Source organism: Kitasatospora sp. NPDC058170, from assembly GCF_042883905.1.
GTDB lineage: Bacteria > Actinomycetota > Actinomycetes > Streptomycetales > Streptomycetaceae > Kitasatospora.
On the sequence record NZ_JBHVUV010000040.1, the window covers coordinates 1 to 24,634 of the forward strand.

Genomic DNA, 24,634 nt, shown 5'->3' on the forward strand with positions numbered 1-24,634 from the left:
TCTTCGAACACCCGCCAAGCAGGCGGGAGTTCGAAGACGGACCCCTATGCTGGGAGGGTGACGGACCGGGTGACCGTGCGGGTGGGGTCGGAGTCGGCGGTGCTGGTGCTCGGCACCGGGCGGGACCGGGTGCGCGAGGCGGCTGCCCTCCTGGGGGCGGGGCTGGCGTCGGCCCTGGCATGGCAGCTGCTGCTGCTCCCGGTGGGTGCGATGGTCGGCACCTTCGCCCACCACCTCCTGGACCTCGACGGCCGGGCGACGGCGTGGGCGGTGGCCGGGGTGTCCCTCCTGGAACTCGTGGTCGGGGCGGCCCGCTACGAGTGGGAGGAGCTGACCCGCCCGGGCCGGCTGGAGTTCTCACCGCCGGACAAGCCGGTGCGGTGGCGCCGCGTCGGGCCGGGCGTACCGGGCCGGTGGCAGCCGGTGGCACGCCTGCGCGGGTTGACGGTCACCCACTGGATCGCCGAGCCCGTGGACGGGGACCCGCGGCCCCGGCGCGAGACCTACTCCCTTCGACTGGAGCCGCCGGGCTTCGGCGCCGTGCCGTTGTCGGCGACCGAGGTGCCGGGTGATCCGCGGCGGCTCGTCGAGGACCTCCGGGCACTGCTCGTGCCGGCCGGTCTGGCGGTGGAGTTCGAGACCAGGCGGTACGTCCGGGCGCCCGGGCGGATCCCCTCCCTGGCGCCCGCGCCGCCCGACCTGCCTGCCCCGACCGCCCCGGCCGAGACCGGTACGGTGGCCGACGCCGTGCCGGACGCCCTGCCGGACACCGCGCCCGGCGACGAGGCCGGCACCGGGGCGGACCGAGGACAGACCCCGGCGTGACCGCCGCCGACAGGTGAACACCTGGCCCGGCCCGACCGCGGGGCAGGCCGCGCCGGAGGTCCGCCGAGCGCCTTCGGGCAACCGCAGTACGCCTCGGGGGTTGATCCGGCGTCAGGGAACCTCTTCACTTGTCATGGCACCGACGCGCATGATCGCGGCGTGGGCGCCGCTCGGCCCGCTCCACCGCTCGGCCCGCTCGGCCAGCTCCGCCTGCTCCACCGCTCCGCCAGCTGAACCGCTCTGATGCTCCGACGCCTCACCCGACGAGTCTGGAGACCCCTCATGCCCCTGCCCCGCTCGCGGCGCGCCCTCGTGGCGCTCGCGGCCCTGCCCCTGCTCGCGCTCGCCGCGGGTCAGGCCGCGGCCGCCCCGATACCCGCCCCCGCCCCCGCTGCTCCCGCCGCCCCGGCGGCCGCCACCCAGGTGTCCGCGATCGAGGACGAGGTCGCCCGCGCGCTGGCCACCTCCCTCACCGACTCCGCGCTGCGCGACGGACTGCGGTCCGCGACCGCCGGTACCGCGGCCGGCACCGCCGAGCTCGGCCCGCTGGCCGCCGCCGCCCAGAGCCCCGCCGCCCGCGGGCTCGCCGCCACCGCCGCGAACGCGGACCACCGGATCGCCGCCGCCAAGGGCCTCGGCGCCGAGCTCGGCCCGCTGCTGCGGGTCCAGTTGGCCGATCCGTCGATGCGGGCCGCCCTGGACGCGGGCGCGGCGCCGCTGGTGGCCACCGCCGTCGCCGACGACCACGCCCGCACCATCCGCGCCTACGACACCGCGGGCCGGGCCCACAACCTCGACGCCGGCGCGGTGCCCGGGCAGCCGGTCTACCTGGTGGACATCGACACGGCCAAGACGCTGGCCGCCGGAATCGCCGTGCTCCAGCGGGAGTTCGGCGCCCGCGGCCTCGACGCCACCGGCCTCGGCACCAAGGGCCCCGGCACCGCGACCCCCGGCACCAAGGGCCCCGACGCGGCGCAGGCCGCGGGCGGCTGGTGGGCCACCAAGATCAGCGGCATCGAGGTGGCCGACGACGAGGAGCCCTGGTTCAAGGGCGCCGCCGAGATGTTCAGCCTGGTGACCGGCTTCGGCCAGGACGGCAAGGTCCGGGTCGACTCGGTCGCCATGCCGTACCTCCAGTACGACGGCACGGTGTACCACCCGAACCAGATCCTGGTGAACTGGTCGAACTACAAGTACAACCTGGCCGACGTCGTCCTGATGGAGGACGACGGCGACACCAACTACCTGGCCCTCGCCCAGGCCGTCGCCGCCGTCCTGCTCACCATCGCCGACCAGGGTGCCTACATCCCGCTGGTCAACGCCGTCCTGGCGGCCCTGCCCACCTCCTGGTGGACCGACGACCCGGACTACGTGGAGTCCTGGTACACCCTCGCCCGGAACAGCTCGGGCCGCCTCAACGGCGCCCGCGGCAACGGCTGGATGACCGTCGAGCCGTACTTCGTGCAGCAGTTCTGACCGTCCTCACAGGGCCGGGCCGGCGCAGCGCGCGTTGCCGCGCTCCGTCGGCCCGGCCCGAAGTTGATCAACCCGTGTGAGGAGGACAAGTCCGTACTACCGTAGGCCCGATGACAACGGACTACGCATTGAACGGCCGGCCCGTCTCCCCGGCCGGGGCACCGGTGCTCCAGGCCCGCAACTCCGCCGCCTTCTGGATCGCGACCGGCCGATCCCGCGGGCACGAGGTGATCCGGCGCCGGGGATTCGTCGCCGTCGACGGTGACGAGCGCGCGGGCCTGCGGATCCTGATCCAGGAGCCCGACCTCGACCCGGGCGAAGTGGCCGAGTTGAGCGGACTGACCCGCCGGGCGGCGGGCTCGGTGACCGTCGAGGACCCGTTCAGCTCGACGGACCTGGGCCACCTGGGCATGCGCACCTGGCAGATGCCGATCATGCTGCGCCTGCCCGGGCCGGTCGCCGACCCGGCACTGGACGTGACCCGGGTGCGGCAGCCCGAGGACCTCCAGGTGGCCGAGCGGGTCGTGATCGAGGGCTTCGAGCTGGACGGCTTCGAGCCCTACCGCCCCGGCGAGCTCTTCCCGACCACGCTGATCGAACAGCCGGGCGTGGACGTGTTCGTCGCCTCCGTCGACGGCGTCGCCGCGGGTGCCGGCGTGAGCGTCGTGGCCGACGGCGTCGGCAGCCACTACTGGATCGCCACCTCCTCGGCCTTCCGCTCGCGCGGCGTGGGCCGGGCCGTCATGCTCGGCGCCCTCGCCCACCTGGCCGACCTCCCGGCCACCCTCACCGCCTCGAAGCTGGGCAGGCCGCTGTACGAGTCGCTGGGGTACACGGTGGCGTCCCCCTCGACCTGGTGGTCCGCGCCGTCCGGGACGGCGTAGCGCGGGATGGGTCCGCGCCGGTGACCCGCGGTCACCGCAACTGCGCTCCGTCACCGGGATGTTGAGTCTTCAAAGGCACCCCGATGACGGCCGGACTGCCTGGTGACACCCGATGGTGCGGGCGCGTAGCGTGGGAGGGAGCGGTCGGTACGGGACCGACCCGACGGTGACCGCGCGTAGCGAGCTGCGACGTGGTCCCGGTCCCTGCGACTGAGGAGGAAGCATGTCCAGGGAACTGCTCTTCTACCGGGCCGGCGACGGCCTGATAGCGACAGGAAGACTCGGTACCAACGGCATCTTCACCGGACTGGCCGACGGAAAGCTCTCCCCGCACTGGGCGCACATCGTGCCGATCGGGCGGGAGTTGCTCTTCTACCGGGCCGACAACGGTGTGATCGCGACCGCGCGGATCGACACGAACGGGATCTTCACGGAGCTGGCGGAGGGCGGGTTGTCCTCGGGTTGGACGCACATCGTGCCGGTGGGTCGGGAGTTGCTGTTCTACCGGGCCGACAACGGTGTGATCGCCACGGGTCGGATCGACACGAACGGGATCTTCACGGGGCTGGCGGAGGGCGGGTTGTCCTCGGGTTGGACGCACATCGTGCCGGTGGGCCGGGTGCTGCTGTTCTACCGGGCCGACAACGGCGTGATCGCCACCGGGAACCTGAACACCAACGGCATCTTCAACGGGCTGGCCGAGGGCGGGCTGTCCACCGGGTGGACCCACATCGAACCCCTGGGGGCCGAGCTGTTCTACCGGGCCGACAGCGGAGTGATCGCCACCGGCCGGATCGACACCGACGGGATCTTCACCGGACTGGCCGACGGAAAGCTCTCCCCGAACTGGACGCACATCGTGCCGGTGGGCCAGGAGGCGCTGTTCTACCGGGCCGACAACGGTGTGATCGCCACCGGCCGGATCGACACCGAAGGCATCTTCACCGAGCTGGCCGAAGGCGGCCTGAGCTCCGACTGGACCACGATCGTCGCCCTGACCGCCTGAGCCACCTCCGGGGCGCTGCGGAAAGGCAGGCCGAGCGACCCGGCACTCCGCGCAGGAAGTCGGTGGGGTCGACTTCCTGCGCTCACGGGTTGGGGGTGCGGGGCTGCTCCGGACAGGACTGGGACGAGGGGGCGTGGGTGGTGGACAGCGGTTCGGCTGTCACTTCCGGGCGTTGGTGCGCTTCGTCGGCTCGGCCGTGGTCGGGTCCTCGGGCCAGGGGTGGCGGGGGTAGCGGCCTCTGAGATCTGCTCTGACGGCGTGGTAGCCGTTCTTCCAGAAGCCCTCCAGGTCGCCGGTGATGGCGGCGGGGCGGCCGGCGGGGGAGAGCAGCTGCACGGTGAGCGGGACCCGCCCGCCGGCCAGGGCGGGGGCGGCCCTCCAGCCGAAGAGTTCCTGCAACTTGACGGCCAGCACCGGGCGTTCGGTGCTGTAGTCGACCCGTATCCTCGATCCGCTGGGCACGGTGATGCGTTCGGGGGCCAGCTCGTCCAGACGGCCGGCCTGTCCGCTTGCCCAGGGGAGCAGGCGCTGCAGTGCGGACGTGGTGTCGATCCGGGCGAGGTCGGCGCGGCGGCGGGCGCGGGAGAGTTCGGGTTCCAGCCACTCCTCGGCGCGTTCCAGCAGTGCCTCGTCGCTGACGTCCGGCCAGGGGTCGCCGATCGCCGCGTGGAGGAAGGCGAGGCGTTCGCGCAGGGTGGACGGAAAGTTCAGGAGGGCGCCTACGCCCTCGCGGGTGAGGCCTTCGAGGATGGCGGCGCGGACGAGGGACGGGTCGGGGCGGGGCAGCGGCTTCTCGGTGAGTTCGATGGCGCCGAGGGATTGCACCTGCCGGGAGACGACCTCGCCCCGCCGGGTGTCCCAGTGGACTTCGGCGCGCTTGGCGAGGAGTGGGGCACCGGCGAGGTGGGCGGTGTCCTCGTCGAGCGCGGCCGCATGCAGCACCCGCGCCGAGTGCGCCCCCGCCGGGCGGTCGGCCGCGGCGACGGCGAGCCAGGGCAGCGCGCCCAGCGCGGTGCCCGGGGCGAGTTCGGCTGCCGTCCCCGAGGCCATCAGGTACGGGCTGCGCTCGCCCGGGGCGGGCCGCTCGACCCGGGCGCGGGCGATGCGCTCGGGGAAGGCGAGGGCGACGACGAGTCCGACGGCGGTGGCGTCTGGCAGGCGGGTGGCGGGTTCGTCGGACGTGGCGCGTTGCAGGCGGCGGACTTCGTCGCGCCAGCGTCCGGCGTAGAGGTCGGTGCCCGACCGAACCCCGCGCCACACCGCGCCGAGGTCGTCCCCCAGTGCGCGCGGCGGTTCTTCGGAGAGCAGGGCGACCACCTCGGCCGCCCGGCGGGCGCCCACGGCGGGCGCGCCGTCGACCAGCGCCCGCCCCAGCCGCGGGTGCAGCCCGGTGCGGGCGAGCCGCACCCCGCGCTCGGTCGCCCGACCGTCCGAGGAGACGGCCCCGAGCGCCCGCAGGGTCTCCCGGGCGGCGGCCATCGCCCCGGCGGGCGGAGCGTCGGGCAGGGCGAGCCCGGTGGCGTCCGGGTCGCCCCAGCAGGCCACCTGGAGGGCGAACGGGGTGAGGTCCGCGAGCGCGATCTCGGGGGTGGGGAAGCGGGCGGCGCGGGCGTCCTCGGCCTCGTGCCAGCAGCGGTACACGGTGCCGGGAGCCTCGCGGCCCGCGCGGCCGGCGCGTTGGCGGGCGGCGGCCAGCGAGGCGCGCACGGTGACCAGGGCGGCGAGGCCGCGGGCGTGGTCGGTGCGGGGTTCGCGGGCGAGTCCGGCGTCCACCACGATCCGGACGCCGGGCACGGTGAGGGAGGACTCGGCGACGGCGGTAGCGAGGACGACCCGCCGCGAGGAGGACGGGGTGAGGGCCGCGTCCTGCACCGCCTGCGGGGCCCGGCCGTGCAGCTGCAGCACCTCGGCGGGGACACCGGCCAACTGCCCGGCGACCCGGGCGATCTCACCGACGCCGGGCAGGAAGCAGAGCACGTCCCCGTCCTGTTCCGCGAGCGCCCGCCGGACGGTGGCGGCGACGTGGTCCAGCAGCGCCGGATCGACCCGGGTGCCGTGCGCGGGGCGGACGGCGCGCGGCGGGGGCGCCCAGCGCACCTCGACGGGGTGCGAGACGCCGTGCGCCTCCACGACGGGTGCCGGGCCCTGCGGGCCCCCGAGCAGCTCCGCCCAGGCCGCCGTGTCGGAGGTCGCCGAGGCGCACAGGATCCGCAGCTCGGGCCGCAGCGCCGCCCGGACGTCCAGCAGGAAGGCGAGGGCGGTGTCTGCGTCCAGGTGTCGCTCGTGGCACTCGTCCAGCACCACCACGTCCACGCCGGGCAGTTCCTGGTCGCGCTGGAGCCGTTGCAGCAGCACGCCGGTGGTGACCACCTCGACCACCGTCCGGGGCCCGACCCTCCGCTCGCCGCGCACGGTGTAGCCGGCCTCGGCGCCGACGGCCGAGCCGAGCAGCCAGGCCATCCGCCGGGCGGCCGCCCGGACCGCCAGCCGGCGCGGTTCGGCGACCAGCACCCGGTGCACCGGGCGGTCGTCCCCGGCGAGCAGCCCGGCCAGGGCGAGCGGCACCAGCGTGGTCTTGCCGGTGCCGGGCGGGGCGGCCAGCACGGCGACCCCGTGCTCGTCGAGCGCGCGGTGCAGGGCGGGCAGGGCGGTACGGACGGGCAGTTCGCGCCAGGCGGGGTTCACCCGGACAGTCTCCCCGACCGGCGGTACCGCCCGTCGGTCCCGCCGACCTGCCGCGCCCGTAAGCCGCGCCCGCGGGTCGCGCCCGCCGACCATGCCCGCCGTTCGCCGTTCGCCGTTCGCGTTCGCCGTTCGCGTTCGTCAGTCGCGCTCGGCGACGAAGATCGCCGTCCCCGGGATCAGCCGTCCGCGCAGCGGCGACCAGCCGCCCCACTCCTGCTCGTGGCCCTCCGGCCACTGCGGCTCGACCAGGTCCAGCAGCCGGAACCCGGCGCCGACCAGCTCGCGCACCCGGTCCCCGAGCGTGCGGTGGTGCTCGACGTAGGTGGCCCGGCCCTGCTCGTCCTGCTCGACGTACGGGGTGCGGTCGAAGTAGGACGCGGTGGCGGTCAGCCCCTCGACGCCCGGCTCGTCCGGGAAGGCCCAGCGGATCGGGTGGGTCACCGAGAACACCCAGCGCCCGCCGGGTCGCAGCACCCGGTGCACCTCGCGCATCAGGGCGGCGGTGTCGGCGCTGAACGGCACCGCGCCGTACGCCGAGCACACCAGGTCGAAGGAGCGGTCCGCGAAGGGCAGCACCGCCGCGTCCGCCTGCACCACCGGCACGGGGGCCAGGCCCCGGGAGAGGTCGATCCGCCGGGAGTGCTGGAGCTGGCGGAAGGAGATGTCCAGCGCCACCGCCCGGGCGCCGCGACCGGCCAGCCAGCGCGCGCACTGGGCGGCGCCGGCGCCGAGCTCCAGCACGTCCTTGCCGGCCAGGTCCGCCGGGTCGCCGAGCAGCCGGGCGTCGGCCTCGTCCAGGCCCTCCGGGCACCAGGTGAACCGGTCGTCGCCGAGGAACTCGCCGTGCTCGTCCTGGTACTCGTCCGCGTTGCGGTCCCACCAGTGCCGGCTGGCCCGGCTGCTCTCGCCCGCCTCGGCCTCGCGCCTTAGCGCGTCGTCGCCGTCTTCGTCAAGATCATGCAGGTCGGACTGGGGGGTGGTGGCCACGGTGATAATGCCCATCGCGTAGGGTGTGGTCTGCGGAAGCGCCGCTGCCGCGAACCGGCCCGTCAAGGGCCCGGATCCAGGCGGTGGCATCCGGGGAAGGGCTTCCTGCGGCCGCCACCATGTGGTGCGCAATCGGAGGATATGGCCTGATCCATACCGGCCTCCACCGTCTTGGCGCCCTTGGCGTTGACCGTGCCTGGCCGTCCCCGTATGCTACAAGTTGCGCTGCGGGCCTGCGCGCCTCGGACGGAGCAGGTCGCGCTCGCATCTGTCGAAGACCCCACGGTCGCAAGACGGACACCGGTATTTCCCGCTGTGCGGGATTGTCCGGTGCGCCGTGTTCTTGGCTGTCCGGCTTTCGGTGGGAGCGATACGGGCCCTCCGCGTGGCATTACCTACGACTTCATGTCCGTACCGGAGCCCTTTTCCTAATGACGAGCCCCACCGACTCCTCCACCAGCACCACCCCGCAGGTCGCGGTCAACGACATCGGCGACGCTGAGGCGTTCCTCGCGGCGATCGACGAGACCATCAAGTACTTCAACGATGGCGACATCGTCGAGGGCATCATCGTGAAGGTCGACCGTGACGAGGTCCTCCTCGACATCGGTTACAAGACCGAGGGTGTCATCCCGTCCCGCGAGCTCTCGATCAAGCACGACGTTGACCCGCACGAGGTCGTCAAGGTCGGCGACGAGATCGAGGCCCTGGTTCTCCAGAAGGAGGACAAGGAGGGTCGTCTCATCCTGTCCAAGAAGCGGGCTCAGTACGAGCGCGCCTGGGGCACGATCGAGAAGATCAAGGAAGAGGACGGGATCGTCACCGGTACCGTCATCGAGGTCGTCAAGGGTGGTCTCATCCTCGACATCGGCCTCCGCGGCTTCCTCCCGGCCTCGCTGGTCGAGATGCGTCGTGTTCGCGACCTCCAGCCCTACGTGGGCAAGGAGCTCGAGGCCAAGATCATCGAGCTGGACAAGAACCGCAACAACGTGGTCCTGTCCCGCCGTGCCTGGCTGGAGCAGACCCAGAGCGAGGTCCGCCAGACCTTCCTCACCACCCTGCAGAAGGGTCAGGTGCGCTCCGGCGTCGTTTCCTCGATCGTCAACTTCGGTGCGTTCGTGGACCTCGGCGGCGTCGACGGTCTGGTTCACGTCTCCGAGCTGTCCTGGAAGCACATCGACCACCCGTCCGAGGTTGTCGAGGTCGGCCAGGAGGTCACCGTCGAGGTTCTCGACGTCGACATGGACCGCGAGCGTGTCTCCCTGTCGCTGAAGGCGACCCAGGAGGACCCGTGGCAGCAGTTCGCCCGGACCCACCAGATCGGCCAGGTCGTCCCGGGTAAGGTCACCAAGCTGGTTCCGTTCGGTGCGTTCGTCCGCGTGGACGAGGGCATCGAGGGTCTGGTCCACATCTCCGAGCTGGCCGAGCGCCACGTGGAGATCCCGGAGCAGGTCGTCCAGGTCGGCGACGAGATCTTCGTCAAGGTCATCGACATCGACCTCGAGCGTCGTCGCATCAGCCTCTCGCTGAAGCAGGCCAACGAGGCCCTCGGTGCCAACCCGGCCGAGGTCGAGTTCGACCCGACCCTGTACGGCATGGCCGCTTCGTACGACGACCAGGGCAACTACATCTACCCGGAGGGCTTCGACCCCGAGGCGAACGACTGGCTGCCCGGCTTCGAGAAGCAGCGTGAGGAGTGGGAGCGCCAGTACGCCGAGGCGCAGACCCGCTTCGAGCAGCACCAGGCCCAGGTCATCAAGAGCCGTGAGGCCGACGCCGAGGCCGCTGCCGAGGGTGGCGACGCTGTTGCCGCCGCCGCCGGTGGCTCGTACTCCTCCAGCAGCGACGAGGGCTCCGGCGCTCTCGCTTCGGACGAGGCCCTGGCTGCCCTGCGCGAGAAGCTGGCGGGCGGCCAGAGCTGAGGCTCTGCCCCTCCTGCTAGTGCCTAGCGCATAGCGTCACCGATGGTCCCCACCCGGATTTCCGGGTGGGGACCATTGTTTTTCCCCTTGACTTATTTATTCCCTATGTGAACGAATTTTGTGATAAGGGGCTCATTGGATGCCCCTGGGTGTTTTAGGGCCTAGCGCCTACCTTGGGATGAGTTGCCCGATGGGTCGCTCACCCGGCCCCACACGCTAGGCACCCCCCACACATGCGCCGTAGCACCGCAGTGACCTCCCCCTCCTCCCGCACGTCCGCCGACCCGAAGGTCGACGGGCGCCTTGCTGCCCTCGGCCGGTTCTGCTTCCGGCACCGGCGCTGGGTGCTCGGGTTCTGGGCGGTCGTGCTGGTCATAGGCGTGCTGATCGGCGGGCGGGTCTTCGCGGGATCGGTGGCCGGCGCCTCCTCGGCGGCCTCCGAGGCCGACCGGGGGAGCGCGGTGGTCACCGCGGCCGACCCGGCCAGGGGCGTCGTGACCGCGGTGGTGGACGGCAGGTCCGTCGACGATCCGGCCGTGCGGGACGCCGTCACCCGGGCCACCGCCGAGATCGCCGCACTGCCCGGGGTCTCGTCGGCCACCGACGCCTACGGGCCCGGCCCGGCCGGTGCCGCGCTGCGCTCCGCCGACGGGAACGCGAGCCTGCTGTCCGTCCGGATGGCCGACGACAGTACCGACGCGCAGACCGGCGCCGTCACCCAGCGGCTGGCGGCGATCGACGCCGAAGGCGCCCAGGTGAAGGTCGGCGGAGACCTCGTGCTCCAGGACGAGGTCAAGAAGCAGACCGAGAAGGACACCCGGTTCGGCGAGATCGTCACCCTGCCGCTGACCCTGATCGTCATGGTGCTGGTCTTCGGCGGCCTCGCCGCGGCCAGCCTGCCGGTGATCGGCGCGGTCGCCTCGGTCGGCGGGGCACTGCTGGCCATGTTCGGCTTCAGCAAGATCATGGACATCGACACCAGCGTGCTGCCGATCGCGACCGTGCTGGGGCTCGGCCTCTCGATCGACTACGCGCTGCTCATGGTGAATCGTTTCCGCGAGGAACGCGGCCACGGCGCCGGCATCGCCGCGGCCGTCGAACGGACCGCGGCCACCGCCGGCCGGACCGTCGCCTTCTCCGGGCTGACCGTGGCCGTCGCGCTCTCCGGCCTCTTCGTCTTCACCAGTCCCGTCCTCGGCGCGGTCGCCGCCGCCGGGGTGAGCGTGGTGGTGATCGCCGTCGCCGCCGCGCTCACCCTCGTCCCGGCACTGCTCGGCTTCGCCGGCAGCCGGATCAAGGCACCCACCGCGCCGGTGCCCGACGAGGGCTTCTTCAGCCGCACCGTCCGCCGGGTGAGCAAGCGCGCGGTACCCGTCGCGCTCGCCTGCGTCGCGCTGCTGATGGCCGCCGGGGCGCCGTTCCTGCACGCCGACATGCGCAGCTCCGGCGCCGCCGTGCTGCCCGCCTCCTCGGCCGGCCGACAGGTGGCCGAGACCGTCGACCAGCGCTTCCCGCTGGCCTCGGCGGCCCCGATCACCGTGGTCGTCGAGGGCGGCGCCCCCGTCGCCCAGGCCTACGCGGACGAGGTGGTGGCCAAGCTGCCCGGCGTCAGCGGGGTCCGTGCGGTGACCCCGGTGAGCGACGGGGTCTCCACCGTCGACGTGCTGGTGCACGGCGATCCGCAGGGCGGGGAGGCCAAGAAGGTGGTCGAGGAACTGCGCGCCGACCGCGGCGGGCTCACCACCCACGTCACCGGCGGAGCCGCGTCGATCGTCGACTTCCAGCACGAACTGCTCACCCGGGGGCCGATCGCACTCGGCCTGGTGGCGCTCGGCACGCTGGTGCTGCTCTTCCTGATGACCGGCTCGGTGGTGATGCCGGTCAAGGCCCTGCTGATGAACCTGCTCTCGCTGGGCGCCTCGCTCGGCGCGCTCACCCTGGTCTTCCAGGACGGCTGGTTCAGCGGACTGCTCGGCTTCAGCCCCACCGGTGGCCTGGAGACCTTCATCCCGGTGCTGGTCTTCGCCTTCGCGTTCGGGCTGTCGATGGACTACGAGGTCTTCCTGCTCGCCCGGATCAAGGAACTGCGGGACAAGGGCCACAGCTGTTCGAGCGCCGTGGAGCTGGGCGTCCAGCGCAGCGGGAAGATCATCACCTCGGCGGCGCTGCTGATGGTGATCGTCTTCGCCGGCTTCGCGCTCGGCGACATGCTGATGGTCAAGCAGATGGGCATCGCGCTCGCGGTCGCCGTGGCCGTCGATGCCACGCTGGTCCGCTGCCTGCTCGTGCCGGCGGCGATGAGCCTCTTCGGCGAGTTCAACTGGTGGGCCCCGGCGCCGCTGCGCCGCCTGCACCGCAGGTTCGGGCTGAGCGAGCACGTCGACCTGCCGACGATCGAGCCGGCCGTGCTGCCGGCGCAGCGTCCGGCGCCCGTTCTGGTGGGCGCGGGGCCGACCGGTTCGGCGCAGCCCGCTCAGTAGGTCCGGCGCCGCCGACCGGTTCGGCGCGGTAAGTCGGGCGTCGGCCGGTTCAGCGCAGTCGGCGCAGGAGCTCGACGCCGCTGCGCAGGGTCCGCTGCTCCTCTGGGGTGAGCCGCGCCTCGATGGCCGCCGCGATCCGCGCCTCCCGTCGGGCCCGCTGCTCGAACAGCGCGGCCCGGCCGGCCTCGGTGGCGGCGATCAGCAGCTTGCGGCCGTCGGTGGCGTGCGGCTGCTGGACGACCAGCCCGGATCCGGCCATCAGGGTGACGGTGCGGGCCATCGACTGGTGCCGGACGTTCTGGCGGGCGGCCAGTTCGGCGACGGTGTAGGCGCGCTCGTCGCGGACCAGCAGGCCGAGGACGGCGGCCTGGTTCTGCGGCAGCGCGTCGTCCGGGCGCAGCGCGCGGACCAGCTCCCCGACGGCGGTGCGCAGGTCGGCGGCGAGCTCCAGGGCCTCGGGGCCCGGAGTGCTGTTCGGCTCTTCGGTCATGGCGGAATCCTACCCGGCGATTATGCAGCAAGGCTGTACAGTCTTGCTGTAGTGTTTGCGGCATGCGACTGACCAAGTTCGGACATGCCTGTGTTCGCCTGGAACAGGGCGACACCACTCTCGTCATCGACCCCGGAGTGTTCACCGAGCCCGCCGCCCTCGCCGGTGCGGACGCCGTGCTGATCACCCACGAGCACGCCGACCACTTCGAGGCGGCCGCCCTGCGCGCCGCCCTGGCGGCCGACCCGGAGCTACGGGTGTGGACCAACCGCGCGGTGGCCGAGCAACTCGACGGGGTGGCGCAGCGGGTCACGGTGGTCGGCGAGGGCGACGCCTTCGAGGTCGGCGGGATCGGCGTCTCGGTGCACGGCGAGTGGCACGCGGTGATCCACCCCGAGATCCCGCTGGTGCGCAACATCGGCTTCCTCGTCGACGGCCGGGTGTTCCACCCCGGCGACGCGCTGACCGTGCCGCCACACGCGGTGGAGACGCTGCTGCTGCCGATCGCCGGGCCGTGGACCAAGGTGTCCGAGCTGATCGACTACGTCCGGGAGGCGGGCCCGAGCCGGGCGCTGCCGATCCACGACGCGGTGCTCAGCCCGGCGGGCCTCGCGGTGCACACCCGGCTGGTCGGTCCCGGCGGGCCCGGCACCGGGGCGGAGCTTTCGGCGCTGGCCGCCGGCGAGAGTCTCGACCTGGGCTGACCGGGCGCCGTGGGCGCCGGTAGCCTGGCGCCATGCTGAAGATCGGACTGACGGGCGGCATCGGCGCCGGCAAGAGCGAGGTGTCGCGGCTGCTGGCCGCCCACGGCGCGGTGATCGTGGACTCCGACGTGATCGCCCGCGAGGTGGTCGCTCCCGGGACGGCGGGCCTCGCGGCGGTGGCCGCCGAGTTCGGCCCCGGCGTGCTCCGGGCCGACGGTTCGCTGGACCGCCCCGCGCTCGGCGCCGTGGTCTTCGCCGACCCGGAGCGGCTGAAGGCCCTGAACGCCATCGTGCACCCACTGGTCCGGGCCCGCTCCGCCGAACTGGAGGCGGCCGCGGCCCCGGGCGCACTGGTCGTCCACGACGTCCCGCTGCTCGCCGAGAACGGGCTCGGCCCGCTCTACGACCTGGTCGTGGTGGTCGACGCGCAGGACGAGGTGCGGATCGACCGGCTGGTCCGGCTGCGCGGCATGGCCGAGGAGGAGGCCCGGGCGCGGATGGCCGCCCAGGCCACCCGGGCCGACCGGCTCGCCATCGCGGACCTGGTGATCGACAACAGCGGCCCGCTGGAGTCCCTGGCCCCCCGGGTCGCGGAGCTCTGGGCGGAGCTGAAGGGGCGTCAGGCCTGATCTGGTCATGGCGGGACCGGCGGGGGATCATGGCCCGATGACCGATCACTTCGTTTCCGTACCACCGGCGGTGACGCCGCTCGCGCAGTACACCCGGGCCGACCAGGACGAGATACTCGGCTCCGGCGCCGACCCGTTCGGCGTCGCGGACACCGGGCTGACCTGGCTGCCCAAGGAGATCCACTTCGGCATCCGGCAGCAGGACGGCCGACTGGTCGCCCACACCGGGCTGCGGCGGCTGCCGCTGACGGTGGGTGGCCTGGACGCCGAGGTGGTGGGCGTCGGCGGCGTGGCCGTCGCCCCCGACCTGCGGGGGCACGGCCTGGCGCGCGCGGTCGTCGGGGCGGCCCTGGACCATGCGCGGACGCTCGGCCCGCGGCACGCCCTGCTGTTCTGCCGCCCGCCGCTGGTCGCGCTCTACCGGCGGCTCGGCTGGCGGGAGCTGGACGGCGAGGTGGCGGTGGAACAGCCCGGGGGGCGGGTGGTGGTGATGCCGCTGCGGACCATGTGGACGCCCCTGCGGGACGGTGCCGACTGGCCCGCGGGAGCGGTCCGGCTGCGCTCGCTGCCGATGTGAGCCCGGGGCCCGCCGGGCCGAGTCGGGCCGGGGCGGGCCGCGGTGCGAGAGGTGTGTCAGGCGCGGACGGCCGCCGCGCGCTCCGCCGCGGCGGCGTGCTCCACCGCCGCGGCGGCGAGCGCGCGGATGGCGGGGTGGGCCCGGGTGCCGTCGCCCGCCAGCTCGGGCTGGAACAGCGAGGCCAGGAAGAACGGGTGGCCGGGCAGCTCCAGGACGCGCATCTCGCCGGAGTCGTCCGTGCCGCTGAACCGCAGCCCGCGCGCGTGCAGCCGCTCCAGGTAGTCGGCGTTCAGCCCGTACGCGCAGTGGTACCGCTCCAGCGTCCGGGTGGTGCCGAAGACGCGCTCGGCGAGCGAGCCGGGGGCGATCTCCACCGCGCCCTCGTGTCCGACCAGGGAACAGGTGAGCGGCACGATCAGCAGCTCGTCCCGCTCGGGGTGGGACTCGCCGTGCGCGGCGCCGCCGATGCCGCAGACGTTGCGGGCGTACTCCAGCACGGCGTGCTGGAAGCCGGCGCAGGTGCCGAGGAACGGGATGCCGCGCTCCCGGGCGGTCCGGACGGCCGCCAGGGCGCCGGCCTCGCTGCGGTAGGGGCTGCCGGGCAGCAGCCAGATCGCGTCGAAGCCGTCGAGGGCGGTGGGCGTCCCGGCGTCCTCGGTCGGGATCCAGTAGGCGTCCAGGACGAGCTGGTCGCGCTCGGCGAGGGCGTCGAGCAGGCCGGGGATCCGGGCGTGCGAGCGGACGGCGGGGGAGCGGTCGCCGACCAGGGCGATGCGGGGAGTCAGGTACGTCATGCGGCTATCCTCACCCTCGGCCCCGGATCAGCGCCAACGATGATTGCTTACCCTTCGATCAGAGACTCTGATACTCCTGTGTCCATGGACCCGCACCTGCTGCGCACCTTCGTCACCGTCACCCGGCTCGGCTCCTTCTCCGAGGCGGCGCGGGAGCTCGGCTACACCCAGTCGGCCGTGTCCCAGCAGATCGCCGCACTGGAGGGCGATCTGGGTGCGGCCCTGCTGCACCGCCGCCCGGTCGGCCCGACCGAGGCGGGCGCGCGGCTGCTGGAGCACGCCGGTCCGCTGCTGGTCCGGCTGGACGCGGCGCGCGCCGACATCACCCGTCTGGTCGCCGCCCCGAGCGCCCGCCTGGTGCTCGGGGCCACCCCGCTGGCGGTCACCGCCCGGCTGGCGGAGGCGCTCGCCGAGGTCCGCCGGGCGCATCCGCGGGTCGACCTGGTCGTCCGGGTGCTCGCCCACGAGGCGCTGCCCGCCCAGGTCGCCACCGGCCGGGTCGACCTCGCCCTGATCGACGGTCTCGCCGCGCCCAGCGACCCGCTGCCGCTCCCCGACGTCGGCCCGCTCACCACGGTGGCCGTCGCCGAGCAGCCGCTCGCCGTCGCGCTCCCGGCCGGCCACCCGCTGGCCGGGCGCCCCGGCCTCGCCCTCGCCGACCTCTCCGCCGCCCGCTGGCTCGACGCCCCCGACCTCGCCCCGCGCCCGGACCGCCTGCGCGCGGCCACCGGGGTGGACGGCTTCCGCTCCGCGACCCGCTACCTCGGCACCGACGTCCGCGGCCTGCTCGCCCTGGTCGCGGCCGGCCACGGCCTCGCCGCCCTCCCGGCCGCCGCCCTGTCCGGCGCACCCGGCCTCACCGCCGTCCCCGTCCACACCCCGCGGCTGGTCCACCGGACGGAACTCGTCCGCGGCAGCCTCCCCGAGGGCCCGGCGGCCCTGCTCGCCCACCTGCTGGACCAGGCCTGACCACCGGCTGGGTTGTCGTCAGGCGGTGGTCGGGCGGCGGAACAGGGCGGTGAGGAGGACGGGGATGCCGAAGAGCGGGCTCTCGGGTGGCTGGGGTGTCATCGGGCGGAGCTCGATCTCGGTGAAGTCCGAGAACAGCCAGCGCAGTTCGTCGGGCGTGTAGGCGAGCCCGGGCCCCGGCCGGGAAGCCCCGGACAGCTGCCCGCCGGGCCACTACAGTGCCGCCATGAGTGCCGCTATGAGTCTCCCCGCGCGTGCCGCCGCGAGTGACGGCCCGGTGATCCTCCGTCCGATATCCGCGGCCGATCTGCCGACCCTCGAAGCGCTGTTGGCCGATCCCGAGGCGCTCGGACCGTTCCAGTGGTACGGCTGGTCCGACCCCGGTCGCTGGCGGCGGCAGTGGGCGGAGGACGGCCTGCTGGGGGAGGAGCGGTCGCAGCTCGCGGTGGCCTCCGGCGGGGCGCTGCACGGGTTCGTCGGGTGGCGCCGCCGGGCGGTCGTCCCCGGAGCGCCGTACTGGAACATCGGGATCCAGCTGTTCCCGCAGGCCCGCGGCCGCGGGATCGGCACCGAGGCCCAACGCCTGCTGGCGGACTACCTGTTCGCGCACTCCCCGGTGGTCCGGCTGGAGGCCGACACCGAGTCCGCCAACCTCGCCGAGCAGCGCGCCCTGGAGAAGTGCGGCTTCACCCGGGAGGGCGTGCAGCGCAGCCTGGTGTTCCGGGACGGGCAGTGGCGCGACGTCGTCCGCTACAGCCTGCTGCGCGGCGACGCCCGCCGGGCCTGAGCCCCGCGCCTCCCGGGCCAATCCTCCGCAGAGTGCGCCAAGGCGGCGCCGGACGGCGGGAGTTCGCACAGATGCCAGGGCGTCTGCTCCCCGGCGCCCCGTCAGGCGAAGGTGACGTAGAGGGGCTCCTGCTGCTTCGCGTCGGCGAGGACGACCGGCTTGGGCATCAGCGACTTGTCCTCGATCCAGGAGCGCCCGAAGTGCAGCCCGGTGCCCGCGAGTCGCAGCAGGTAGAGGCCGGAGCCGTCGACCGTGTCCACCGCGATCGGCTGCTCGTCCTCGGTGAGCCTGAACAGGGCCCAGCGGGAGTGCGCGGCGCCGCCCTCCACCGCGGTCAGGACGACCCGGCCGCCCGCCTCGGCGGCCTCGGCCGCGAGGACCTGCCCGGAGTCCTTCTCCCTGATCAGGACCGTCCCGTCGCCGGCCGGCGCGATCAGGAACAGGGCCGGCGGTTCGTCCGCCAGGAAGGCGAAGACCCCGCCCCCGCGCACCCCCAGGAGCGAGCCGCGCGCACGGATCCGCAGGGCCCTGGTGTCTGCCATCATGCCTCCAGGAACGTGGTGTCGATGCGCCCATTCTCGCGGTAAATGCGGCGCACACGAAGGCATTTGACGATCCCTCACCCGGATGGGTGGCAGCCGGGCCGGCGCAGTGGCCCGACGGGCGGGCCCGCCGGCCCCTACCGCCCGCCCTGCCGCCCGAAGGCGCCGGCCTGTCCGGCGACGGGCTCCGGGCCGGTCGACGGGTCACGGGTCAGCAGGTAGCGGGCGCCCGGTCCGGCGGCGGCGGCGCGGTCGGCCGCGTTGTAGAGGGCGCAGCGGCTGAGCGAGAGGCAGCCGCAGCCGATGCAGCCGGTGAGCTTGGCCTTCAGTCGCTCCAGCTCCGCGATCTGCTCGTCGATCCGGCTCTGCCAGGACTCGGCGACACCGACCCACTCCTCGCTGCTGGGGGCGCGGTTCTCCGGGAGGCGGTCGAGGGCGACCTTGGCCTCGTCCAGGGAGAGCCCGACCCGCTGGGCGGCGCGGATGAAGGCGACCCGGCGCAGGGCGGCGCGGATGTAGCGGCGCTGGCCGCCGGTGGTGCGGGTGGCGTGGAGCAGGCCGAGCTTCTCGTAGTAACGCAGGGCGGAGGTGGCGAGGCCGCTGCGCTCGGCGAGCTGGCCGATGGTGAGCAGGTCGTGCCGGCTCGGCCTGGGCGGGGTGGCGGCTCCGTCGGCTCCGGGCGCGGTGGCGGCGGCAGTTGCTCCGGGCGAGGCGTCGGGGGCGATCATGGGATTCACTGTAGCCGCTTGACTTCAAGTCGACTTCAAGTTGCAGGATTCAGGGCATGACCACAGCAACGGCTGAAGCCGCCTTCGACGACCTCCCCGGCCTGATGGGCCTGATGACCGGCGCCGAGAAGCACGGCCCCGCCGCCACCTCCACGCTGGACGTGCTCTGGGTGCTCTACGACCGCGTCCTGCGGGTCACCCCGGACACCGCCGAGGACCAGGACCGCGACCGCTTCCTGCTCTCCAAGGGCCACGGCCCGATGGCCTACTACGCGGTGCTCGCCGCCAAGGGGTTCATCTCCCCGGAGCTGCTGCCGAGCTTCGGCGGGTACGACTCGCCGCTCGGCCACCACCCGGACCGCACCCTGGTCCCCGGCGTGGAGATCGCCTCGGGCTCGCTCGGGCACGGCCTGCCGCTGGGTGTCGGTACGGCGCTCGGGCTGCGCGCCCAGGGGCTCGCCGACCCGGCGGTCTGGGTGCTGGTCGGGGACGCGGAGTTCGACGAGGGGTCCAACCACGAGGCGGTGGCCTTCGCCGGCGCCTACGGGCTGGACCGGCTGCACGTGGTCGTCATCGACAACTCCTCGGCCACGCACGGCTGGCAGGGCGGGATCGCGGCCCGGTTCGCCGCCGAGGGCTGGTCGACCGCCACGGTCGACGGCCGCGACCACGAGGCGCTGCACGCGGCGTTCACCGCCGAGCACCCCGGCCGGCCGCACGTCGTGGTCGCCCGGGTGGAGCCCAAGAACTCCTGAGCCCCACCGAACGGCTCGAACCGCCGGAGCCGCAAAGCAGCCCGAGCCTCCTGAACCGCCCGAGCCTCCTGAACAGCTCGAACCGCCTGAACCGCCCGCGTCCGGCACCCGGGCCGAGACCGCCAAGACCCACCCACCAGTAGGGGACCCACCGATGGACACCATGCGCGACCGCTTCCTCGACGTCACCGCCCGCCTGCTCGACGACGACCCCCGACTGGCCCTGGTGCTCGCCGACATCAGCGCCGCCGGCTTCACCGAGGCGGCCGAGCGGCACCCCGACCGGGTGATCAACGTCGGCATCCGCGAACAGCTGCTGATCGGCGCGGCCGGCGGCCTGGCCCTCACCGGGATGCGCCCGATCGCACACACCTTCGCCAGCTTCCTGGTGGAACGCCCCTTCGAGCAGGTCAAGTTGGACCTGACCCACCAGGGCGTCGGGGCCGTCCTGGTGAGCGCGGCCGGCTCCTACGACTGGCCGGCCGGCGGCCGTACCCACATGGCGCCGGGGGACGTCGCCCTGCTGGACACCCTCCCGGGCTGGACGGTCCACGTGCCGGGCCACCCGGACGAGGCCGAACAACTGCTGCGCCACGCCGTCGCGGACGACGACCGTACCGTGTACGTCCGGCTCTCCGCGCACCAGAACGCCGCCGCCGTGCCGGTCGAGCCCGGCCGCTTCACCACCGTGCGCCAGGGCTCGAAGGGCGTGGTGCTCGCGGTCGGCCCGATGCTGGACGCCGTGCTGGCGGCCACCGCGGGCCTGGACGTGACCGTGCTGTACGCGGCCACCGTGCGGCCGTTCGACGCGGCCGGGCTGCGGGCGGCCGCCGGGGGCCGGGCGGACGTGGTGCTGGTCGAGCCGTACCTCGCGGGGACCTCCGCCAACGAGGCGCACGCGGCGCTCAACGACCGCCCGCACCGGGTCCTGGGCCTCGGGGTGCCGCGCGACGAGCACCGCCACTACGGCTCGATCCCCGAGCACCTGGCCGCCTACGGCCTGGACGCGGCCTCGCTGCGGGAGCGGATCGGCACCTTCCTCTGGTGACCGGCCCCTCCCCGAAGGCCGAGATCCGCAGGGTGGCTCCCCCGAAGGCCGAGATCCGCAGGGTGGCTCCCCCGAAGGCCGAGATCCGCACGGTGGCTCAGACCCGGACGACGGCGGCCGAGTCGGCCCCCAACCGCACCGCCGCACCGTCGAGCGCGCAGTCGCCGAAGGCCGCCAACAGCTCGTGCCCGGCTCCGCCGAGCGGCACCCGCGCGGCGAAGCCCCCCAGGTTGACCGCGATCCGGTACGCCCCCCGGTGCACCACCAGCCAGCGCGCCGCCTCGTCGTACTCCACCCGGACGGCCGCCAGATCCGGGTCGACCAGCTCGGGCCGCTCCCGCCGCAGCCGGATCAACCTCCGGTACCAGGAGAGCAGTTCGGCGTGCGGCGCACGCCTGGGCTCGGTCCAGTCCAGGACGGAGCGCAGCACGGTGGCCGGCTCCTGCGGGTCCGGCACCTCCTCGGCCTGCCAGCCGTGCTCGGCGAACTCCCGCCGCCGGCCCTGCCGGACGGCCTCGGCGAGGCCCGGGTCGGTGTGGTCGGTGAAGTACTGCCACGGGGTGGCCGCGCCCCACTCCTCGCCCATGAACAGCATCGGGGTGAACGGCGAGGTGAGCACCAGCGCGGCCCCGGCGGCGACCCGGCCGGGCGGCAGTCCGGCGGAGATCCGGTCGCCGAGGGCGCGGTTGCCGATCTGGTCGTGGGTCTGCAGGTAGCCGAGCAGCCGGTGCCCGTGGGCGGGAGGGAACGGGCGGCCGTGGCCGCGGCCGCGGAACGAGGACCAGCCGCCCTCGTGGAAGAAGCCCCGGGTGAGGGTCCGGGCGACGGCGGCCAGCGGCTCGCGCGCGAAGTCGCCGTAGTAGCCCTGGGATTCACCGGTCAGCGCGCAGTGCAGGGCGTGGTGCAGGTCGTCGCTCCACTGCGCGGTGAGGCCCTGGCCGCCGGCCTCGCGCGGGGCGGTGGTGCGCGGGGAGTTGAGGTCGGACTCGGCGATCAGGAACAGCGGGCGGTTGCTGGTGGCGGCCAGGGTGTCGACGGCGCCGGACAGTTGCTCCAGGAAGTGGACGGCCCGGTCGTCGGCGAGGGCGTGCACGGCGTCCAGCCGCAGGCCGTCGATCCGGTAGTCGCGCAGCCAGGCGAGCGCGCTGCCGATCAGGTACGCGCGGACCTCGTCCGAGCCGGGGGCGTCCAGGTTGACCGCCGAACCCCACGGGGTGTGGTGGCGGTCGGTGAAGTACGGGCCGTACGCGGGCAGGTGGTTGCCGGACGGGCCGAGGTGGTTGTGCACCACGTCCAGGACGACGCCGAGCCCCTTGCGGTGCGCGGCGTCCACGAAGCGCTTGAGCCCCTCCGGTCCGCCGTACGGCTCGTGCACCGCCCAGAGCGAGACGCCGTCGTAGCCCCAGCCGTGCCTGCCGGGGAACGGGCAGACGGGCATCAGCTCGACGAAGTCGACGCCCAACTCCACCAGGTGGTCCAGCCGTTCGGCGGCGGCGTCGAAGGTGCCGGCGGCGGTGAAGGTGCCGATGTGCAGCTCGTACAGCACCGCGCCGGGCAGCGGGCGGCCGCGCCAGCCGGTCTGCGACCAGCGGAACGCGGCGTGGTCGACGGGCCGACTGGGCCCGTCCGGGCCGTGCGGCTGCCGGGGCGAGCGCGGGTCGGGCAGCGGCGGTCCGTCGTCGAGCCGGAAGGCGTAGTCCCCGGTCGGCGCCTCGCCGTGCCACCAGCCGTCGCGCCCGGCGTCCACGGCCAGGGGGTGCCGCTCGCCCGCGACCTCCACCTCGACCCGCTCGGCGGCCGAGGGGGCCCACACCTCGTACGTCCTCATGCCCCGCTCCTCCTGGTCAGCAGCGCCACCGGGTACGTCGCCAGCAGCTGCGCCACCGGCACCGCGCCCGGTGCGAAGGTGCGCCGGGTGAGCCCGTCCGTCCACGGGCCGCCGCCCGGCAGCTCCAGCACGGTGTCCCGCCAGCCGCCGTCCCGGGCCAGGGCGAAGGGGAGGCGGGTGACCGCCGTGACCACGCCGTCGCCCCGCCCGAAGGCGAGCAGGTGCTCGGCGGCGGCGCCGGCGGCGGCCAGCGGCCGGTACGCCCCCAGTGGGCCGGCCCGCCGCAGGTGCAGGGCGGTCGTGGTGAGGTGCAGCTTCTCCCGGGCCGGGTCGTCGGCCCGCGGCGTGGCGGAGTCCGTCAGCCGCACGGCCAGCGCGCCCAGGTCCACCGGCTCCCGGTTGTCCGGGTCGACCAGGGTGTACAGCGGCTCCTCGCTGCCCTGGTAGAGGTCGGGCACGCCCGGCACGGTGAGGTGCAGCAGCGCGGCGGAGAGCGTGTTGGCGCGGGCGTGGGGTGCGATCGCCCGGACGAACCCCTCGATCCGCGGGAGCAGCCCCGGGGCGGTGCGGACGGCGCGGACGCGGTCGGTGAGGGCCTGTTCGTAGCGGGCGTCGGGGCTCGTCCAGGAGGTGTGCAGCTTGGCCTCCCGGACGGCCTTGAGCACGGCGGTGACCAGCCGGTCCGGGCCGATGGGCCAGGCCGCGACCAGGGTCTGCCAGAGCAGCCAGTCGCTGTCCCGGTCCGCCGGGGGGCCGGCCGCGGCGGACCAGGCGGCGGCCTCGGCGGCCCAGGTCCCGGGCTGTTCGGCGAGGACGGCGAGCCGGGCGCGGGCGTCGGCGCTGCGCTTGGTGTCGTGGGTGGAGAGCGCCGTCATGGTGTGCGGCCAGTCGCGTTCGACGGACCGGCACCACGCGTGGAAGTCCGCGGGCGCCAGGCCCGGCCGGGCCGGCTCGCCGCCGACCTCGTTGAGGCTGAGCAGCGCGTTCCAGCGGTAGAACGCGGTGTCCTCGACGCCCTTGGCGGCGACGGCGGCGGCGGTCTGCGCGAAGCGGACGCAGAACTCGTCCTTCTCGGGGCTGCGTCCGAGCCGGCCGAGGGCGAGGTCCGCGACCAGCACCTCGGTGGCGTCGTCCGAACCGTCCAGTGCGGCGCGCATCTGCTCGGCGGAGACCGAGTCGGGCGGGGCCGGCTCGCCGGGCCGCACGTACGGGCGGTAGGCGGGGTAGCCGCTGAGCACCCGCTGGAGCGCGGCGTGCAGCCGCCCGGGAGCGTGGTCGGCGAAGGCGGGTTCGGCGGCGCCGATCCGGAGCGCGATCCGGACCAGCCGTTCGACCTCGGCGGCCAGCTCGCCCTGCGGGCCGGTCATGTCGGCCCGGCCGCGCCGGGCGGCGGCGACGGCGGGGTCCGGTTCGGCGGGGTGCGGTTCGGCCGAGTGCGGGTTGGGGCGCGGCTCGCCGGCCGCGGTGCCCCGGACGAAGTGCTCGTAGTGCTCCGCGAGCCGGTCGGCGCCCGCCCGGTCGGTGAGCACCCCGTCGATCCGGCGCAGCGCGTCGTACCCGGTGGTGCCCGCGCACGGCCAGTCCGCGGGCAGCCGCTCCGGCCCGGTGAGGATCTTCTCGACGACGGTGTAGGCGCCGCCGGTGGCCTCGGCGAGCCGGCGCAGGTAGCCGGCCGGGTCGGCGAGGCCGTCGGGGTGGTCGATCCGGAAGCCGTCCAGGACGCCCTCGGCGTGCAGGCGCAGCAGCACCGCGTGGGTGGCCCGGAACACCTCCGGGTCCTCGACCCGCAGCGCGATCAGCTCGTTGACGGTGAAGAACCGGCGGTAGTTGAGCTCGGTGCGGGCCAGCCGCCACCAGCCGAGCCGGTACCACTGCCGGCCGAGCAGTTCGGCCAGCGGCAGGCCGGCGGTGCCGGGACGCAGCGGGAAGGCGTGGTCGTGGTAGCGCAGGACGTCGCCGTCGACGGCCAGCTCGCCGAGGACCGCGCCGAGCCGGTCGCCGAGCAGCGGCAGCAGCACCCGGCCGCGCGCGGGGGCGTCGGTCGGTCCCGGCTGGGCGGTCCAGTCGATGTCGAACCAGCGCGCGTACGGCGAGTCGGGGCCGTCCCGCAGCACCTGCCACAGGGGCTGGTTGAGCTCCTCGGGCACCGGGACGGCCATGTGGTTGGGCACCACGTCGGCGATCAGCCGCAGCCGGTGCCGGTGGGCCTCGGCGGCCAGTGCGCGCAGCGCGGGCTCGCCGCCGAGCCGGGTGCTGACCCGGGTGTGGTCGACGGTGTCGTAGCCGTGGGTGGAGCCGGGCGCGGCCTCCAGCAGCGGGGAGAGGTGGAGGTGCGAGACGCCGAGGGCGGCGAGGTAGGGCACGGCGGCGGTGGCGTCGCGGAGGGTGAAGCCGGGTTGGAGCTGGAGGCGGTAGCTGGCGGTGGGTGCTTCGAAGGACGGGGGCGCCGGGCGGGACGGGACAGCGGCCGGGCGTGGCTGCGCGGGCTCGGCGGCGGAGGTCATGTGTCCATGACTAC

General features: G+C 74.3%; 21 protein-coding genes. 13 read left to right on the forward strand and 8 right to left on the reverse strand.

Going from position 1 to position 24,634, the window contains the following annotated elements; all coding sequences use genetic code 11:
• Positions 1-57: 57 nt before the first annotated feature.
• The 4 genes from ACFVVX_RS33475 to ACFVVX_RS33490 all read left to right on the forward strand — a co-directional run bounded on the left by ACFVVX_RS33475 (position 58) and on the right by ACFVVX_RS33490 (position 4,191).
• The gene (locus ACFVVX_RS33475) at positions 58-825 is read left to right on the forward strand and encodes a hypothetical protein (RefSeq protein ID WP_387951248.1); all 768 of its coding nucleotides are present in this window, start codon (positions 58-60) and stop codon (positions 823-825) included.
• A 282-nt stretch (positions 826-1,107) separates the two neighbouring features.
• Entirely contained in the window at positions 1,108-2,301 is a 1,194-nt protein-coding gene (locus ACFVVX_RS33480; RefSeq protein WP_387951250.1) for a DUF3103 family protein, read from the forward strand.
• A gap of 110 nt (positions 2,302-2,411) precedes the next feature.
• Positions 2,412-3,185, forward strand: coding sequence for a GNAT family N-acetyltransferase (locus ACFVVX_RS33485; protein ID WP_387951252.1), 774 nt, complete (start codon positions 2,412-2,414; stop codon positions 3,183-3,185).
• Between the two features lie 223 nt (positions 3,186-3,408).
• A complete protein-coding gene (locus ACFVVX_RS33490; protein WP_387951254.1) occupies positions 3,409-4,191 on the forward strand; it encodes a hypothetical protein in 783 nt (260 codons plus the stop codon).
• Between the two features lie 159 nt (positions 4,192-4,350).
• Here the strand turns inward: ACFVVX_RS33490 and hrpB are convergent, their stop codons facing one another.
• Together hrpB and ACFVVX_RS33500 are read right to left on the reverse strand one after the other, a co-directional pair.
• A complete protein-coding gene (hrpB, locus tag ACFVVX_RS33495) occupies positions 4,351-6,969 on the reverse strand; it encodes an ATP-dependent helicase HrpB (RefSeq protein ID WP_387951256.1) in 2,619 nt (872 codons plus the stop codon).
• 45 nt (positions 6,970-7,014) lie between these two features.
• A complete protein-coding gene (locus ACFVVX_RS33500) occupies positions 7,015-7,878 on the reverse strand; it encodes a class I SAM-dependent methyltransferase (RefSeq protein ID WP_387951258.1) in 864 nt (287 codons plus the stop codon).
• 416 nt (positions 7,879-8,294) lie between these two features.
• Here ACFVVX_RS33500 and rpsA point away from each other — a divergent pair, with 416 nt between their 5' ends.
• Positions 8,295-9,785, forward strand: coding sequence for a 30S ribosomal protein S1 (rpsA, locus tag ACFVVX_RS33505; RefSeq protein WP_387951260.1), 1,491 nt, complete (start codon positions 8,295-8,297; stop codon positions 9,783-9,785).
• 233 nt (positions 9,786-10,018) lie between these two features.
• Complete coding sequence (locus tag ACFVVX_RS33510) at positions 10,019-12,265, forward strand: MMPL family transporter (RefSeq protein WP_387951261.1); 2,247 nt, start codon at positions 10,019-10,021, stop codon at positions 12,263-12,265.
• A 49-nt stretch (positions 12,266-12,314) separates the two neighbouring features.
• Here ACFVVX_RS33510 and ACFVVX_RS33515 read toward each other — a convergent pair whose 3' ends face one another.
• Complete coding sequence (locus ACFVVX_RS33515) at positions 12,315-12,755, reverse strand: MarR family winged helix-turn-helix transcriptional regulator (RefSeq protein WP_387951263.1); 441 nt, start codon at positions 12,753-12,755, stop codon at positions 12,315-12,317.
• A 62-nt stretch (positions 12,756-12,817) separates the two neighbouring features.
• Here ACFVVX_RS33515 and ACFVVX_RS33520 point away from each other — a divergent pair, with 62 nt between their 5' ends.
• Genes ACFVVX_RS33520 through ACFVVX_RS33530 form a run of 3 tightly spaced genes read left to right on the forward strand, consistent with a single transcriptional unit; the run spans position 12,818 to position 14,665 of the window.
• On the forward strand, positions 12,818-13,459 hold the full coding sequence (locus ACFVVX_RS33520; RefSeq protein ID WP_387951265.1) for an MBL fold metallo-hydrolase: 642 nt from the start codon (positions 12,818-12,820) through the stop codon (positions 13,457-13,459).
• 32 nt (positions 13,460-13,491) lie between these two features.
• Positions 13,492-14,088 carry a dephospho-CoA kinase gene (gene coaE / locus ACFVVX_RS33525; RefSeq protein WP_387951267.1) on the forward strand — a complete coding sequence of 199 codons (597 nt, stop codon included), beginning with the start codon at positions 13,492-13,494 and terminating at the stop codon, positions 14,086-14,088.
• 37 nt (positions 14,089-14,125) lie between these two features.
• Entirely contained in the window at positions 14,126-14,665 is a 540-nt protein-coding gene (locus tag ACFVVX_RS33530) for a GNAT family N-acetyltransferase (RefSeq protein ID WP_387951269.1), read from the forward strand.
• A 56-nt stretch (positions 14,666-14,721) separates the two neighbouring features.
• On the opposite strand, the gene ACFVVX_RS33535 is transcribed toward ACFVVX_RS33530, so the two are convergent.
• On the reverse strand, positions 14,722-15,459 hold the full coding sequence (locus ACFVVX_RS33535) for a hypothetical protein (RefSeq protein WP_387951271.1): 738 nt from the start codon (positions 15,457-15,459) through the stop codon (positions 14,722-14,724).
• 84 nt (positions 15,460-15,543) lie between these two features.
• Here ACFVVX_RS33535 and ACFVVX_RS33540 point away from each other — a divergent pair, with 84 nt between their 5' ends.
• Positions 15,544-16,428, forward strand: coding sequence for a LysR family transcriptional regulator (locus tag ACFVVX_RS33540; RefSeq protein WP_387951273.1), 885 nt, complete (start codon positions 15,544-15,546; stop codon positions 16,426-16,428).
• Positions 16,429-16,654: 226 nt separating this feature from the next.
• The gene (locus tag ACFVVX_RS33545) at positions 16,655-17,215 is read left to right on the forward strand and encodes a GNAT family N-acetyltransferase (protein ID WP_387951274.1); all 561 of its coding nucleotides are present in this window, start codon (positions 16,655-16,657) and stop codon (positions 17,213-17,215) included.
• A 101-nt stretch (positions 17,216-17,316) separates the two neighbouring features.
• Here ACFVVX_RS33545 and ACFVVX_RS33550 read toward each other — a convergent pair whose 3' ends face one another.
• Both ACFVVX_RS33550 and soxR read right to left on the reverse strand, forming a co-directional pair.
• Positions 17,317-17,757, reverse strand: coding sequence for a hypothetical protein (locus ACFVVX_RS33550; RefSeq protein WP_387951276.1), 441 nt, complete (start codon positions 17,755-17,757; stop codon positions 17,317-17,319).
• A 137-nt stretch (positions 17,758-17,894) separates the two neighbouring features.
• Positions 17,895-18,485, reverse strand: a complete 591-nt coding sequence (soxR, locus tag ACFVVX_RS33555; RefSeq protein WP_387951277.1) for a redox-sensitive transcriptional activator SoxR — start codon at positions 18,483-18,485, stop codon at positions 17,895-17,897.
• A gap of 56 nt (positions 18,486-18,541) precedes the next feature.
• Here soxR and ACFVVX_RS33560 point away from each other — a divergent pair, with 56 nt between their 5' ends.
• Both ACFVVX_RS33560 and ACFVVX_RS33565 read left to right on the forward strand, forming a co-directional pair.
• The gene (locus ACFVVX_RS33560; RefSeq protein WP_387951279.1) at positions 18,542-19,240 is read left to right on the forward strand and encodes a transketolase; all 699 of its coding nucleotides are present in this window, start codon (positions 18,542-18,544) and stop codon (positions 19,238-19,240) included.
• 154 nt (positions 19,241-19,394) lie between these two features.
• The gene (locus ACFVVX_RS33565; protein WP_387951280.1) at positions 19,395-20,288 is read left to right on the forward strand and encodes a transketolase family protein; all 894 of its coding nucleotides are present in this window, start codon (positions 19,395-19,397) and stop codon (positions 20,286-20,288) included.
• A gap of 97 nt (positions 20,289-20,385) precedes the next feature.
• Here ACFVVX_RS33565 and treZ read toward each other — a convergent pair whose 3' ends face one another.
• Both treZ and treY read right to left on the reverse strand, forming a co-directional pair.
• Complete coding sequence (treZ, locus tag ACFVVX_RS33570; protein ID WP_387951281.1) at positions 20,386-22,116, reverse strand: malto-oligosyltrehalose trehalohydrolase; 1,731 nt, start codon at positions 22,114-22,116, stop codon at positions 20,386-20,388.
• The gene (gene treY, locus ACFVVX_RS33575) at positions 22,113-24,620 is read right to left on the reverse strand and encodes a malto-oligosyltrehalose synthase (protein ID WP_387951283.1); all 2,508 of its coding nucleotides are present in this window, start codon (positions 24,618-24,620) and stop codon (positions 22,113-22,115) included. The genes treZ and treY overlap by 4 nt, the downstream gene beginning before the upstream one ends.
• Between the last annotated feature and the right edge of the window lie 14 nt (positions 24,621-24,634).